The 14222-nt window shown below is 70.9% G+C and carries 14 protein-coding genes; 12 read left to right on the top strand and 2 right to left on the bottom strand.

What is annotated here, in order from left to right; genetic code table 11:
- Positions 1-3: 3 nt before the first annotated feature.
- Complete coding sequence (gene glgX / locus OG329_RS11155) at positions 4-2388, bottom strand: glycogen debranching protein GlgX (RefSeq protein WP_405794526.1); 2385 nt, start codon at positions 2386-2388, stop codon at positions 4-6.
- Positions 2389-2540: 152 nt separating this feature from the next.
- Here glgX and OG329_RS11150 point away from each other — a divergent pair, with 152 nt between their 5' ends.
- The 6 genes from OG329_RS11150 (at position 2541) to OG329_RS11125 (ending at position 8385) form a co-directional block, all read left to right on the top strand.
- Positions 2541-3764 carry an Ig-like domain-containing protein gene (locus OG329_RS11150; RefSeq protein WP_405794524.1) on the top strand — a complete coding sequence of 408 codons (1224 nt, stop codon included), beginning with the start codon at positions 2541-2543 and terminating at the stop codon, positions 3762-3764.
- A 260-nt stretch (positions 3765-4024) separates the two neighbouring features.
- Positions 4025-5344 carry an Ig-like domain-containing protein gene (locus OG329_RS11145; protein WP_405794523.1) on the top strand — a complete coding sequence of 440 codons (1320 nt, stop codon included), beginning with the start codon at positions 4025-4027 and terminating at the stop codon, positions 5342-5344.
- Positions 5345-5490: 146 nt separating this feature from the next.
- Positions 5491-6261: an enoyl-CoA hydratase/isomerase family protein gene (locus OG329_RS11140; protein WP_405794522.1), complete on the top strand. Its 771-nt coding sequence runs from the start codon at positions 5491-5493 to the stop codon at positions 6259-6261.
- A gap of 262 nt (positions 6262-6523) precedes the next feature.
- Positions 6524-7033, top strand: coding sequence for an ATP-binding protein (locus OG329_RS11135; protein WP_405794520.1), 510 nt, complete (start codon positions 6524-6526; stop codon positions 7031-7033).
- Between the two features lie 107 nt (positions 7034-7140).
- Entirely contained in the window at positions 7141-7356 is a 216-nt protein-coding gene (locus OG329_RS11130; protein WP_405794519.1) for an EF-hand domain-containing protein, read from the top strand.
- Positions 7357-7497: 141 nt separating this feature from the next.
- Entirely contained in the window at positions 7498-8385 is an 888-nt protein-coding gene (locus tag OG329_RS11125; RefSeq protein WP_405801772.1) for a CopD family protein, read from the top strand.
- A gap of 29 nt (positions 8386-8414) precedes the next feature.
- Here OG329_RS11125 and OG329_RS11120 read toward each other — a convergent pair whose 3' ends face one another.
- Positions 8415-8834 carry a hypothetical protein gene (locus tag OG329_RS11120; RefSeq protein ID WP_405794518.1) on the bottom strand — a complete coding sequence of 140 codons (420 nt, stop codon included), beginning with the start codon at positions 8832-8834 and terminating at the stop codon, positions 8415-8417.
- 265 nt (positions 8835-9099) lie between these two features.
- On the opposite strand from OG329_RS11120, the gene OG329_RS11115 reads away from it, so the two are divergent.
- The 6 genes from OG329_RS11115 (at position 9100) to OG329_RS11090 (ending at position 14183) form a co-directional block, all read left to right on the top strand.
- Positions 9100-9486: a DUF6221 family protein gene (locus tag OG329_RS11115; RefSeq protein ID WP_405801770.1), complete on the top strand. Its 387-nt coding sequence runs from the start codon at positions 9100-9102 to the stop codon at positions 9484-9486.
- A 250-nt stretch (positions 9487-9736) separates the two neighbouring features.
- The gene (locus OG329_RS11110; RefSeq protein WP_405794516.1) at positions 9737-11428 is read left to right on the top strand and encodes an ATP-binding protein; all 1692 of its coding nucleotides are present in this window, start codon (positions 9737-9739) and stop codon (positions 11426-11428) included.
- 2 nt (positions 11429-11430) lie between these two features.
- Positions 11431-11838, top strand: a complete 408-nt coding sequence (locus OG329_RS11105) for a roadblock/LC7 domain-containing protein (RefSeq protein WP_405794514.1) — start codon at positions 11431-11433, stop codon at positions 11836-11838.
- On the top strand, positions 11835-12230 hold the full coding sequence (locus OG329_RS11100; protein ID WP_405794512.1) for a DUF742 domain-containing protein: 396 nt from the start codon (positions 11835-11837) through the stop codon (positions 12228-12230). Before OG329_RS11105 ends, OG329_RS11100 begins: the two co-directional genes overlap by 4 nt.
- The gene (locus OG329_RS11095) at positions 12208-12813 is read left to right on the top strand and encodes a GTP-binding protein (protein ID WP_405794511.1); all 606 of its coding nucleotides are present in this window, start codon (positions 12208-12210) and stop codon (positions 12811-12813) included. The genes OG329_RS11100 and OG329_RS11095 overlap by 23 nt, the downstream gene beginning before the upstream one ends.
- Positions 12810-14183, top strand: a complete 1374-nt coding sequence (locus OG329_RS11090; protein ID WP_405794510.1) for a cytochrome P450 — start codon at positions 12810-12812, stop codon at positions 14181-14183. Before OG329_RS11095 ends, OG329_RS11090 begins: the two co-directional genes overlap by 4 nt.
- Positions 14184-14222 lie beyond the last annotated feature (39 nt).

Below are 14222 nucleotides of genomic sequence, written 5' to 3'. Positions count from 1 at the left end.
GGCTCACCCCCGTACGCGCAGCAGCAGCACCGCCCGCGCGGGCACCGTCGTGACCGTCCCCCCGTCGAGCACCGTCCCCGGCTCCTCGTCCTGGTCCTCCGACGAGGTGTCGACCACCAGCTCGTACGACCGCGCCCACGGCTCGCCCGGCAGCGCGAAGTCCACCGGCTCCGCTCCCGAGTGCAGCACCGCCAGGAAGCTGTCGTCGGTGATCTTGCGTCCGCGCGCGTCACGCCCCGGGATGTCGCGCCCCGACAGGAACAGTCCCAGCGTCGACGCGGGCGCGTACCAGTCGTGCTCCGTCATCTCCGTCCCGTCGGGTCCGAACCACGCCAGGTCGCGCAGCCCGTCCGGCGCCTGCGCGCGGCCGGAGAAGAACGCGCGGCGGCGCAGCACCGGATGGGCCCGGCGCAGCGCCAGCAGCCGCCTGGTGAGCCGGTAGAGGCCGTACGAGCCTGGCCGGTCGAGCAGTGACCAGTCGAGCCAGCTCGTCTCGTCGTCCTGGCAGTACGCGTTGTTGTTGCCGCCCTGCGTACGGCCCATCTCGTCGCCCGCGACCAGCATCGGCACACCGGTCGACAGCAGCAGGGTGGTCAGCAGGTTGCGCAGTTGCCGCCGCCGCAGCGCGTTGACCTCGGGGTCGGCACTCTCGCCCTCCACGCCGCAGTTCCACGCGCGGTTGTCGTCCGTGCCGTCCCTGTTGCCCTCGCCGTTGGCCTCGTTGTGCTTGTGCTCGTAACTGACGAGGTCGCGCAGTGTGAAGCCGTCGTGGGCGGTGACGAAGTTGACGGAGGCGTACGGCCGCCGGCCGCCCCACGCGTACAGGTCGCTCGACCCGGACAGCCGGTAACCCAGATCCCGTACGTCGGGTGTGGCACCGCGCCAGAAGTCCCGTACGGCGTCCCGGTAGCGGTCGTTCCACTCGGTCCACAGCGGGGGGAACGCCCCCACCTGGTAGCCGCCGTCGCCGACGTCCCAGGGCTCGGCGATGAGCTTCACCCGGCGCAGCACGGGGTCCTGCGCGATCACCGCCAGGAACGGCGACAGCATGTCGACGTCGTGCATGGAGCGGGCGAGCGCCGCCGCCAGGTCGAAGCGGAAGCCGTCGACACCCATCTCGCCGACCCAGTACCGCAGCGAGTCCGTGATCAGCCGCAGGACCTGCGGCTGGACGACATGCAGGGTGTTGCCGCAGCCCGTGTAGTCGGCGTATCTGCGGGCGTCGGACTGGAGGCGGTAGTAGCCGCGGTTGTCGATGCCCCGCAGGGACAGCGTCGGGCCCAGCTCGCCCGCCTCCGCCGTGTGGTTGTAGACGACGTCGAGGATGACCTCGATCCCGGCGTCGTGCAGGGCGCGCACCATCCGCTTGAACTCCCCGACCTGCTGTCCCCGGGTGCCGCCGGCGGCGTAGCCGGCGTGCGGGGCGAAGTAGCCGATGGAGTTGTAGCCCCAGTAGTTGCGCAGACCGCGCCGCAGCAGATGGTCCTCGTGCGCGAACTGGTGCACCGGCAGCAGCTCGACGGCGGTCACCCCGAGCCGTACGAGATGCTCGATCGCCGCCGGGTGGGCGAGGCCCGCGTAGGTGCCGCGCAGCTCGTCGGGGATGCCCGGATGGCGCATGGTGAAGCCGCGTACATGCACCTCGTAGATGACCGTGTCCGCCCACGGCGTCTTGGGCCGCCGGTCGTCGGCCCAGCCGTCGTCGGGGGAGTCGTCGTGGACGACGACGCCCTTGGGGACGTACGGCGCGGAGTCGTGCTCGTCGCGCACCGTGTCGGCCACCTGCTGCTGCGGCCAGTCACGCACATGGCCGTACACCTCGGGCGGCAGCGCGAAGTCGCCGTCGACGGCGCGCGCGTACGGGTCGAGCAGCAGCTTCGCCGGATTCCAGCGGGCGCCGGTCCAGGGGTCCCAGCGGCCGTGCACCCGGAAGCCGTACCGCTGTCCGGGGCGTACGTCGGGCACGAAGCCGTGCCAGATCTCGTGTGTCAGCTCCGTCAGTGGGAGGCGGACCTCGACGACACCGCCACCGCCTTCTACAGAGGCCGCGTCGTCGAAGAGGCACAACTCGACGGCCTCGGCGCCGCCCGCCCACAGGGCGAAGTTCGTCCCCGCGACCCCGTCCGGGCCCACCCGGAACCGCGCACCGAGCGGCGTCGGCGCTCCCGGCCACACCTCGGGCGGGCAAGCGGCGGAGGCCGCCTCCCCGGCGGCCTGCGGCCCGCTCCCCGCCGCACGCCGGACACCTGGCCGGCCTTCCCGCCCGACGTCTGTCACGGCGTCTGTCACGGCGTCTGGATGGATCTCTTCGGCCGGATCTCTCACGTGATCCATCATCGGATCCAGGACCGCTTCCCGCACTGTCTCCTGCTCGGCTGCGCTCGCCACCTGTCAGCCCCTCCGGCTCGTCGGCCCCCGCGCATCCGGCGGCCACGGCGTCCCGGCCGTGGCTCCCCCTCGCGTGGTCCTCCCACGTGTTCTTCCCGCCGGACGGCCCGCACTCACGTTTCCCCCACAGGGGGGTCGTCGTTGGGCGGGTCGTGACACACGTACTGAAGCGGGCAGGGACCGGCATCGCCGCCGTCCTGACATGGGCAGGACTGATCGCGGGGCTGGCCGGACTGACGGGATGCACCGTCGGCGAGACCTTCACCGAAAGCAAGTCCCGGGCGCCTGGGGACACGATCCGGATCAGCCCCGAGGACGGGGCCAAGAACATCAAGCGCGGCGACCGGATCGAGGTGCGGATCCCGGACGGCAAGCTGGAGCGGGTCGACGTCGTCCGGGTCGACGGCGCGCAGCGTACGCGACTGCCCGGCCGGATCTCCGACGACGGGCTCGTCTGGGCGCCGCGGGAGCGGGCGCGCGTCGTGCTCGCCGCCAAATACAGCGTCGACGTGGTCGCCGTGGACGGCGCGGGCCGCCGCTCGGCCCGGCACTCCACCTTCACCACCGCCGTACCGAAGCACCGCTTCATCGGCTACTTCCAGCCCGAGAACCGCTCGACCGTCGGCACCGGCATGATCGTCTCCTTCGACTTCAACCGGAAGATCGAGAACCGCGCCGCCGTCCAGCGCGCCATCCGCGTCACCTCGAATCCGCCGGTCGAGATCGTCGGCCACTGGTTCGGCGCCCAGCGCCTCGACTTCCGGCCCCGGGAGTACTGGAAGCCGGGCACCGAGGTCAGGGTCGATCTGGGGCTGCGCGACGTCCAGGCCGCGCCGGGCGTCTTCGGTATCCAGGAGAAGACGGTCGGCTTCACGGTCGGCCGATCCCAGGTGTCCCTCGTGGACGCGGAGAAGCACACCATGGAGGTACGGCGCGACGGTGCGCTGGTCTCGACGGTGCCGATCACGGCCGGGGCGCCCAAGACCACCACGTACAACGGGAAGATGGTCGTCACCGAGCTGTACGACGTGACGCGGATGAACGGCGCCACGGTCGGCTTCGGCGGTGAGTACGACATCAAGGACGTGCCCCACGCGCTGCGCCTCACCACGTCGGGGACGTTTCTGCACGGCAACTACTGGGCCACTCCGGAGACTTTCGGCTCGACCAACGTCAGTCACGGGTGCGTCGGACTGCGCGACGTCAAGGGCGGCAGCGCGGACACCCCGGCGGGCTGGTTCTTCGACCGGACGCTCGTCGGCGATGTCGTGGAAGTGGTCAACTCCCGTGACAAGACAGTCGATCCGGACAACGGACTGAGCGGCTGGAACCTCGACTGGCGGAAGTGGAAGGCGGGTTCCGCGGTCGCCGGCTGACGGGGCGCAGCCGTACGGCAGCCGTACGGCTGCCGAAGAAACTGCCTCGCACCCACCCTCACCTGCGTGACCGTCCCTGATTCCGGGAAGTGTTGGAACGGAACGGTGACAATCCCGGGGAGTCCGGGACGGCTCGCGGTGTGATTATCTATCGCCGTGCGCGCGAGCAAAGCGCGCGGGGGTATGGAGCCCGGTCGTGCGTCGTTCGCACCCGGCTCCGAGGCCGAGGCGGGGCCCGGCCGTGTGAGGGGAGACGACCATTGAACGGGCAGCCGCTTTCGGGGGCATCGGCGCGGTCATCGGCGCAAGCCGACCGGACACAGGGACAGGCACAGGGACAGGCACGGGGACTTGGGCGGGGACGGGCACGCCGCCAGGCACGGGGCAGAGGGCTCGCGGCGTTCGCGCTGGGCGGTCTGCTCCTGTTCGTGACGGCGTGCGGCGGCGGGGACGGCGGAGACGACAAGGGCGCTGACGGCAAGGGCGAGAAGGACGGCGGGAAGGTCGAGAACGCCGCATCGCAGGCTGTCGTGACGGTCGCGCCCAAGGACGGCGCGAAGTCGGTCGCGACGAGCGGCGCGCTCAAGGTCACCGCGAGCAAGGGCAAGTTGACGACCGTCACCGTCAAGGACAGCAAGGGCAATCCGGTCGACGGCAAGATAGCCGCCGGCGGTACGGCCTGGCAGCCGGCCCGGCATCTGGCCGGAGCCACCAAATACACGGTGCACGCGATCGCCAAGGACTCCGAGGGCCGGGTGTCGGCGAAGGACAGCACCTTCACCACCCTCGTACCGAAGAACACCTTCATCGGCCACTACACGCCCGAGGACGGCTCGACGGTCGGCGTCGGTATGCCGGTCTCGCTCAACTTCACCCGAGGGATCACCGATCCCGAGGCCGTGGAGCGGGCCATCAAGGTGACCGCCGAGCCGTCGGTCCCCATCGAGGGCCACTGGTTCGGCAACGACCGGCTCGACTTCCGGCCCGAGAAGTACTGGGCCGCGGGCACGAAGGTGACCGTCGAGCTGAATCTCGACGGTGTCGAGGGACGGCCCGGGGTGTACGGCGAGCAGGCGAAGACGGTGAAGTTCACCATCGGCCGCTCCATGGTCTCCACGGTGGACGCCAAGGCCAAGACGATGCGGGTCGTCAAGGACGGCAAGGAGATCAAGAAGGTCGCGATCACGGCGGGCGCGCCGTCGACCACGACGTACAACGGCGAGATGGTCATCAGCGAGAAGCACAAGGTGACGCGGATGAACGGCGCCACGGTCGGCTTCGGCGGTGAGTACGACATCAAGGACGTGCCGCACGCGATGCGGCTGTCCACGTCGGGCACCTTCATCCACGGCAACTACTGGGCGTCCGCGGGGACGTTCGGCTCGGCCAACGTCAGCCACGGGTGCGTCGGACTGCGCGACGTACGGGGCGGCTACGACAAGAGCACGCCGTCCGCGTGGTTCTACGACCGGTCGATCATCGGTGACGTGGTGATCGTGAAGAACTCCGACGACAAGAAGATCGCCCCGGACAACGGCCTCAACGGCTGGAACATGTCCTGGGCCGAGTGGACGAAGTAGTCCCGCCGCGGTCCTTGAGCCGTGGTCCTTGAGCCGTACTTCTTGAGCCGTACTTCTTGGAAGAAGGGCCCGGCGCACCCCACCAGGTGCGCCGGGCCCTTCCGCGTACGGGCACCGCACCGGGACCAGGATCTAACCTGCCTGGTATGTCATCTGTGAATCTCGAAGTCTCCGGCGGCGTCGGCACCATCCGGCTCGACCGCCCGCCCATGAACGCGCTGAACATCGCGATCCAGGACCGGCTCCTCGAACTCGCCGCGGAGGCCGGGCGCCGCGACGACGTCAGGGCCGTGATCCTGTACGGCGGGGAGAAGGTGTTCGCCGCGGGCGCGGACATCAAGGAGATGCGCGACATGGACCACGCGGCGATGGTCGTACGGTCCCGGGCTCTCCAGGAGTCGTTCACCGCCGTGGCACGGATCCCCAAGCCCGTGATCGCCGCCGTCACCGGCTACGCGCTGGGCGGCGGCTGCGAGTTGGCGCTGTGCGCCGACTTCCGGATCGCCGCCGAGAACGCGAAGCTCGGGCAGCCCGAGATCCTGCTCGGCCTGATCCCGGGCGCGGGCGGCACCCAGCGCCTCGCCCGGCTGATCGGTCCCTCCAAGGCCAAGGACCTCATCTTCACCGGCCGTCAGGTGAAAGCGCCCGAGGCGCTCGCGCTGGGGCTGGTCGACCGCGTCGTACCGGCGGAGCAGGTCTACGAACAGGCGCACGCGTGGGCCTCGAAGCTCGCCCAGGGGCCGGCCCTCGCGCTGCGGGCGGCCAAGGAGACCGTGGACGCGGGTCTGGAGACCGATCTGGAGACCGGGCTCGCGCTCGAACGCAACTGGTTCGCGGGCCTGTTCGCCACCGAGGACCGCGAGCGCGGCATGCGCAGCTTCGTGGAGGAAGGGCCCGGCAAGGCCAAGTTCCTCTGACCGCACCGTGGTTGGACGGCCGGCGCGGGTGCGTCAACCTGGTGCCCGGCTCAGCTCCGCCTTAAGGCAGCCTTAAGGCGGAGCAGTTGATCACAACTGGTGATCACCCGTGCGTGAGGTGTTATCGCAGCTCAGGATGGGTAACGGACGCGGCGTCATACCAGGGGCATATGCCAAACTCGGCTGTCCGGGTGGGTCGGCCGACGGTGTCGAATCCCTCAGAACGGCCCCGAGAGCCCGTCTGGGCAGCCATGATGGACGCATGGCGGGCCTTGAGGGTGTGGAACAACCGCGGCACGGCGGCGACGCGGCCGCTACGCGATTGACTCCGGCCGTCGAGGACGAACAGGCGCGCGGAGTGCTCGAACTCTTCGGCAATCCGACGGAAGCGGAAGTCCGGCTGGCCTCCCGCCCCGAGTCCGCCCTGGCCGCGCGCAGACTCACCCATATCGTCGTGCTGCGCCAGTGGGCGCTGTCCCCGCAGATGGCCGAGCACGCGGTGCTGCTCGTGTCCGAACTCGTCGGCAACGCCGTACGGCACACCGGCGCACGCGTCTTCGGTCTGCGGATGCTGCGCCGCCGCGGCTGGATCCGTATCGAGGTACGCGACCCCTCGCGCGGACTGCCGTGTCTGCTGCCGGTGCGCGAGCTGGACACCAGCGGGCGGGGCTTGTTCCTGGTGGACAAGCTCTCCGACCGGTGGGGTGTGGATCTGCTGCCGCGCGGCAAGACGACCTGGTTCGAGATGCGGGTCTCCGACCGCCGCCCCTGAGGCCGCTCCCCAAGGCTTCACCGTCCGCTGCCGGGCTGCCGCCGAGGTGGCGGAGGGGTGCCGATAATCTGACTTCTGTCAGTAGGGACCGAGAAGGGGCGGAAGCAGTGGCGGACATCGAAGAGGCGCGCAAGGCGTTCGACCGTTTCGACGCGAACAGCGACGGGCTGATCACGGCGGCGGAGTACAAGAGCGCGATGGCGCAGCTCGGCGACTTCCATGTGACGGAGGCCGTCGCCCAGGCCGTGATCAACGCCCACGACTCCAACAACGACGGCCTGCTCACCTTCGAGGAATTCCTGGCGTCCCGCGCGAAGGGCTAGATCCTGGTCCTGTGCTTGCCCTTGATCGCCGGACGGGCTTGAAAGCCCGTCCGGCGATTGAGGACACAGCGCAGCAGCCCGTCCGGCGATCGAGGACGAACCGGCCACCGCACGGGAGGGGTGAGCGTGCCGACACGGGCCATGGCCGTCGGCGTCGGCGGAGCCGTACTGGCGCTGCTCGTCGTGCTGTACGGCGCCGGCGTCGCCTCGCACGGCACCGGCGAGCTGCGCATACCCGCCGCCGGCACCACCTCCCTCCTGCGCGCCGCGGTCTTCACCGCGCTCGCGCTGCACCTCGGCGAACTGGCCGGCGCCGTCCTGGCCCGCACCGGCCCGCTGCCCCGCACCCTCGCGCTCCCCGCCGCGCTGGCCGGAGCCGCCGCCGCGGCCGGGCAGATCGTGGTCCTCGCGGTGGTGAGCGACCTCGACATCCCCGCGACGTACGGCACCCGCGAAGGCGGCCTGCTCCTCGTCATGGCCAACGGCTTCCTGCTCGCCGCCGGATGCGCCGGAGCCGGCCGCCCCCGCTGGGCGCTCGTCCCGCTCGCCGGGGTCGTCCTCGCGGAGGCGCTGCGCGCGCATCCGGAGCCGTACTCCCCGGAATGGGGCACGGCGCTCACGGTCGTCCATCTGAGCGCCGCGTCCCTGTGGGCCGGCGGCCTGTGCCATGTCCTGCGCACGATGTGGCTGCGGCGCGGCGACCCGGCGGCGGCCCGCGCCGTGCTGAGCCGCTACGCGCGCGGCGCCGTCTGGCTGCTGGTCGTGCTGGCGGCGACCGGCACGCTGTCCACCCTGCGCAGACTGCCCGCCGACGTGGTGGTGACATCGGCGTACGGCCGTGTCCTGATCGCCAAGCTCCTGCTCGTCGCGGTGGCGAGCGCGCTGGCGCTGATGGCGCGGCGCCGTCTCCTGCGCAGCCGCGACGCGCATGTCGCCGCCCGTGTCGAACTGGGAGTGCTGGCGGCCGTGGTGCTGCTGTCCGCCGTCCTCACGGTGGTCCCCGACCCGCACTGGCTCAGCACGCGCTGAACGGGGCGGCCGGTGGGCCCGGGGGCGGGTCAGCCCGCCTCGGCCCGAGCCGCCGACTCGTCGGCGACGTATCGCAGTCTCAGCTCGTGCGGCAGGTCCGAGTACCGGTCCTGGCGCAGCGCCCAGCCCTGCTCCTCGGCGATCCTCAGTACGTAACCGGCGCCCACGGCGCGGTACTTGCGTACCGGTATCGCACAATTCCACGGCGGCACCGGACCGTTGCGGGTGCTCGCCGCGGCGCGTGTCTGCTTCGCCAGGGCCTCGTGGGCGCGCGCCCGGTAGAACTCCGCGTCCCCCCCCGTGCCGCAGCTCGGGCCACGACACGAACCACCGGGGCCATACCTGAGCAGATCCGCCACGAGCCCGAAGGCGAGCAGCACGACGGTCCCCACCAGGACAAGAACCCAGTGCGGCGGCAGCAGGATCACCGTGAGGACGAAGCGCGTCACGAGGTTCGCGGTGGACCGGACGGGCACCGGCTCCCAGCAACTGCCGGGGTACCTGGCCGGGCCGCTCCTGGAACATCTCGTACGCGATCGGTGGGAGCCGGGGCCCCGACCAGGGCGATGATCGTAGTGGTGCGCGTACCTGTCAACGATGGCGACCGCTACTTCCGTGCGGCATCCTCTGTTGAAGGGCTGACGGGTACGAGATGAGCAGCACGGCGAGGGATCACGGATCGTGAAAGCGGAGAGCGCGCGGAGCGCGGAGAACATGGACCTGCTGGCTTTCGTCCGGGCACGCCTGGACGAGGAGGAGCAGATCGCGCGGGCGGCCGGCGGCGAGCCCTGGCGGTGCCCGCCCGAGGCGCCGGGGGAGGTCCACGACCGGTCCGGCGGGATCTCGTTCAGCGTGCGGACACAGGGGTACGACCGCCACATCGCCCTTCAGGACCCGGCCCACACACTGCGCCGTATCGAGACGAGCAGGGTGCTCCTGGGCGAGTACGCGGAGGTCGCGCATCTGGATGTCGACCGGCCCCAGCACGACTTCCCCTCCGGCCGCGCCGTGGGACTGGGCTTCGTCGTCCGGCAGATGGCGGCCGAGCACGCCGGGCACGGCGACTACCAGGTGCGATGGCTGCCGCGTTTCGCGCGCTGACGGACGGCCCTCGCACGGCCCGTGCGCCCGCGCTCGGGCGCCCGGATCCGTGGTACGAGCGGTACGAAACGGGCAGGTCACCGCCCGTGTCCGCGAAGTGACCGCCTCATATGCCGATCGGATATACGATCACTCAACAATGTCTGGCACGGGGGTAGTTGACGAGCCACGCCCGCGTCGAGACCCACCGGCGAACCGCCGCGGACGACTCACCGCCGGACATCGACTTCAGCCAACTCGAAGGTTTCCCATGGTCCGATCCCCCACCACTGCCACCTCACCGTCCTCACCGCGCACTCGCGCGACACGGTTCCTGTGGCCGGTGGCGCAGCTTCTGGCCCTCCTGACCCTCGCCGTCGGCGCGGTGGCCCTGGCAGACGTACACCTCGGTGCGGCGGTGGCGTACGGCGCGGTCGCCCTGCTGGTCCTGGCCGCCATGGAATCCCTGCGCAGACAGCACCGTGACGCCGCGTCGGACGCCGCGCTGCGACGGGCCGAGACCGAGCGGGTACGGGCCGAGGCGGGCAGCCGCGAGGCCCACTGGCACAGCTACGTCCAGAGCCGGTCCGAACTGGTGCGCGCGGAAGTCGAGTTCCTGGTCACCAAGCGACTGCCCGCCGCCCTCTCCCGCACCGAGATCCCGCAACCGCAGCACAGTGACGACGAGTTGGGCGCCGGTGTCGCCGAGTGGTTCGAGCGGCTGCTGACCGCCGTCACGGAAGCCGCCGACGACCGCGAGGAGTCGCAGCGCCTCTCGCTGGTCGAGCTGGCGAGCCGGGTGCAGACGTCGGCGCACCGCATCCAGGCGACCGTGACCGGTCTGGCCGACCGCTACCCCGGCGACGCGGACCTGCTGGAGACCACCATGCTGGTGGACCATGCCGCCACCCAGCAGGCCCGGCACGCGCAGAGCCTCAAGGTGCTGTGCGGCGAGTGGCCCGGCCAGCAGTGGCAGCGCCCGCTCGCCCTGGTGGACGTCGTACGCGCCGCGTCCGGGCGCATCGTCGCCTTCAAGCGCGTCGAGGTCAGCGGTGACCCCGACGTGGGCATCACCCCGTCCGTGGTCGAACCGCTGATCCACCTCATGGCCGAACTGCTGGCCAACGCCACGGAGTACTCGCCGCCGAAGACGGGCGTGCCCGTGACCGTGCGTACGGTGCAGCGCGGCGCGGTCATCGAGGTGGACGACGGCGGCCTCGGCCTGGACGAGTACCGGCTCGCCGAGGCGCGCGAGATCGTCTCGGGCAGTCGGCTCCTGGGTGTCGGCGACGTCGGGGAGATCCCGCAGACCGGCCTCGCGGTGGTGGGCCGCTTCGCCGAACGGCACGGCTTCCAGGTCGACCTCGGGCCATCCCCGTACGGCGGTGTCCGGGCCGTGGTCCTGGTGCCGGTGGACGTACTGGAAACGCTCGCGCCCGCCGGAACGCGGACGGGGCGGGTCATGCCCGCCACCCAGCCGGTCCCGGAGGTGCCCGCCCCGGACCGCGAGGCCGCGCCCGCGCCGACGCCGCCGACGGAGCCGGAGCCGGAGCCGGAGGCGGCGCGGGAGACACCGGAGACGGCACCCGAACCCGAGGCGTCGCTCGCGCCCGCCGAGCCCGTACTCGCGCCTTCCGAGCCCGCCCCGGCCGCCGCAGCCCCGATCACCGCCGAACCGGCCGTCGACCCCGCGCCGGTGATCCCCCCTCCGGCGCCCGCGCCCGACGCTCCGCGCACCGGCAGACGGCTCCCGCAGCGCCGTTCGCGGCGCGACGAGTACGAGCCCGGCGCCGAAGCGGTGACCCCCGCCCCCTCCGCCGTCACCCCGCCGGTCTCACCGGAAGAGGCCGGCGACTGGATGGAGCAGTTCTTCGAGGGCGGTCGCTCCTGGCCGTCCACCGACGAGGGCCTGCCCGGCCCCTCTTCCTCCGCCAATCCCCTCCCCCCAGAAGGACAGACGTGAGTATGAGCTACGTGGAGAACCCGGAGCAGCGCGGTTGGATGATCGCCGACGTCGCCGTCGTACCAGGTGTCCAACGGGTGATCGTGTTCAGCGCCGACGGGCTTCTGCTGGCCAGTTCGGAGGGAATGGACCGGGACTCCGCCGAGCGCCTGTCGGCCAGTTGCTCCGGACTCCAGTCCCTCGGCCGCAGTCTCGGCCGGGAGTTCGGCGAGGACGGCGGAGCCGTACACCAGCAGATGGTGGAGTTCAACGGCGGCTTCCTCTTCATGCGCAGCGCCAACGGCGCCCATCTCGCGGTGGTCACGGGCCCCGTGGTGGACCCGAAGCTCGTCGCCCGGCAGATGCAGGCGCAGGTGATGAAGATCGGCGCGGGCAACCTGAGCAGTCCGCCGCGGCAGGACTCCGTATGACCGGTCCGGGAGAGGAGTACAGCGCCGGCGCCAAAGACAGAGACAGCGGCGACACCGGCGCGCTACGTCCGTACGTGATCACCAAGGGGCGCTCCCGGCCGACCCGCAACACCATAAGCATGGAGACCCTTCTCGTGGCGATCAGCCCGCCACGCGCCCTACCGGTCTCGGCGACCAGGGAAGAACGCGCCCTGGTGCGGATGTGTGAGCGGCTGCTGTCCCTCGTGGAGGCGGCGGCCCATCTCGCTCTGCCGGTCAGCCTGGTGAAGGTGCTGGCGTCCGATCTCGTCGACAGCGGTCATCTGTCCGCCCGTTCGGGTGTGCCCAAGGCCGCCCTGCCCGACTCGCAACTCCTCCAGGAGGTACTGGATGGTCTCCGTCGGCTCCGCTGACCGCTACCTGCCGGACACGGTCCAGCAGGCCGTCAAGATTCTCGTCGTGGGCGCCTTCGGCGTCGGCAAGACCACGCTGGTCGGCTCGGTCAGCGAGATCGAACCGCTGCGTACCGAAGAGGTCATGACGCAGGCGAGCGTCGGCGTGGACGACCTGGCCGGAATGAGTACGAAAACCACGACCACCGTCGCCATGGACTTCGGCCGGGTCACTCTCAACTCCCGCCTCGTCCTGTATCTGTTCGGGACTCCGGGGCAGCGCCGCTTCTGGGATCTGTGGGAGGGACTGGCGGAGGGCGCGCTCGGCGTCCTGGTCATCGTCGACACCCGAAGACTGGAGGACAGCTTCGACGTCCTCGAACAACTGGAGCTGCGCGGACTGCCGTTCGCGGTCGCGGTCAACCAGTTCCCGGACAGCGAGCAGTACGGCGCCGACGAACTGCGCGGCGCGCTCGACCTGTTGGACCGGACGCCGGTGGTGGTGTGCGACGCGCGCGACCACGCCTCGTCCGTCGACGCCCTGATCAGTCTTGTCGAGTATGTGTCCGCGAGTTCGGCACGCACCCCGGAGACCGCCTCATGAGTTCCGCCCCGCCCCCCACGCCCGCGCCCGCCCCCGCTTCTGACGCCTCGTCAACTACGGAGTCGGCACCCGAGTCCGCGCCCGCGCCCGCGCCGGAGTCCGCCCCGTCACCCCCTCCGCAGTGTCCCGCCCACCAGTCGCACGGCGGCGGCACGGGGCTGCTCCCGCTGTCCGCCGCGGTGGGCGCGCCCGACCCGCGCGCGGTCTACCGCAAGCTCCGCGCGGAGTGGGGCAACGTTGCCAAGGTGGAGCTGGAACCGGGCGTCCCCGCCTGGCTCGTGATGGGCTACCGGGAGCTGCTGACCATCACGAGGCAGGAGCAGATCTACTCCCGCGACGGCCGCAAGTGGCGCCATATGCACGACGGCGTCGTCGCGTCCGACTCCGGACTGCTGCCGATGATGGGCTGGCGCGCCAGTGTCATCGGCTCGGACGGCCCCGAGCACCGGCGGCTGCGCAAGCCGCTCGACGACGGCATCGCGAAGATCGACCAGCGCAAGGTGCGCCGCCACGTCGAGCAGATCTGCACCGATCTGATCGCGGAGTTCTCCGAGCGCGGCAGCGCCGACCTGGTGAACGAGTACGCCACGATCGTCCCCATGCTGTCTCTCGCCTCCCTTTTCGGCCTCGACGCCATCGAGGGGCGGGAGTTGCTGGACGCGCTCATCGCGCTGTTCGGCAGCGCCGACGACTCCCAGGCCGGCAACCGCCACTTCGAGCAGATCCTTCTCGACACGGTGCGCGAGCGGCGGCGCAACCCGACCGACGACATGACGACGGTCTTCATCAACCACCCCAACCTCCGCAACGAGGCCGAGCGTCTTCAGTCCATCGTGGTGATGATCTCCGCAGGCAACGAGACCGTCACCGCCTGGATCTCGCACACGCTGCGCCTGATGCTCACCGACCCGCGCTTCGCCGCCCGGCTGCACGGTGGCCGCCTCGGGGTGGACGACGCGCTCGACCAGGCACTGTGGCGCGACCCGCCGATGAACAACATGCCGGCCCGGTACGCCCTGCACGACACGGAGTTGGGCGGCCGGTTCATCCAGCGCGGCGACTGCCTCATCCTCGGGCACGCCGCCGCCAACGACGACCCGGCGATCCGCGCCGACGAGGGCGACGAGGAGCCGGGCAACCGCGCCCATCTCGCCTTCTCGGCCGGACCGCACGTCTGCCCGGCGCAGGTACCGGCGCGGCTCATCACCCGTACGGCAGTGAACACCGCGCTGAACCTGCTGCCGGACATGAAGCTGGCCATCCCCGCCGAAGAGGTGACCTGGCGCCCCTCACCCTGGACGCGGATCCCCGTCTCGCTCCCGGCACGATTCTCGGCGGCGCGGATTCCGCTCCGTACCGGCCGGGGATAGCCCGAAGTAGCCGAAGTGGCTTGATGCAGACGGAACTTC

This window comes from Streptomyces sp. NBC_01506 (assembly GCF_045040295.1).
Taxonomy (GTDB): domain Bacteria; phylum Actinomycetota; class Actinomycetes; order Streptomycetales; family Streptomycetaceae; genus Streptomyces.
This window is presented reverse-complemented; position numbering and strand designations above follow the sequence as displayed.

Excerpts from the sequence above, each read along its gene's own strand:
- OG329_RS11095 (WP_405794511.1), top strand. The coding sequence starts at position 12,208 with ATGGTCTCCGTCGGCTCCGCTGACCGCTACCTGCCGGACACGGTCCAG.
- OG329_RS11105 (WP_405794514.1), top strand. The coding sequence starts at position 11,431 with ATGAGCTACGTGGAGAACCCGGAGCAGCGCGGTTGGATGATCGCCGAC.
- OG329_RS11110 (WP_405794516.1), top strand. The coding sequence starts at position 9,737 with ATGGTCCGATCCCCCACCACTGCCACCTCACCGTCCTCACCGCGCACT.
- OG329_RS11135 (WP_405794520.1), top strand. The coding sequence starts at position 6,524 with ATGGCGGGCCTTGAGGGTGTGGAACAACCGCGGCACGGCGGCGACGCG.
- OG329_RS11115 (WP_405801770.1), top strand. The coding sequence starts at position 9,100 with ATGGACCTGCTGGCTTTCGTCCGGGCACGCCTGGACGAGGAGGAGCAG.
- OG329_RS11100 (WP_405794512.1), top strand. The coding sequence starts at position 11,835 with ATGACCGGTCCGGGAGAGGAGTACAGCGCCGGCGCCAAAGACAGAGAC.
- OG329_RS11125 (WP_405801772.1), top strand. The coding sequence starts at position 7,498 with ATGGCCGTCGGCGTCGGCGGAGCCGTACTGGCGCTGCTCGTCGTGCTG.
- OG329_RS11090 (WP_405794510.1), top strand. The coding sequence starts at position 12,810 with ATGAGTTCCGCCCCGCCCCCCACGCCCGCGCCCGCCCCCGCTTCTGAC.
- OG329_RS11140 (WP_405794522.1), top strand. The coding sequence starts at position 5,491 with ATGTCATCTGTGAATCTCGAAGTCTCCGGCGGCGTCGGCACCATCCGG.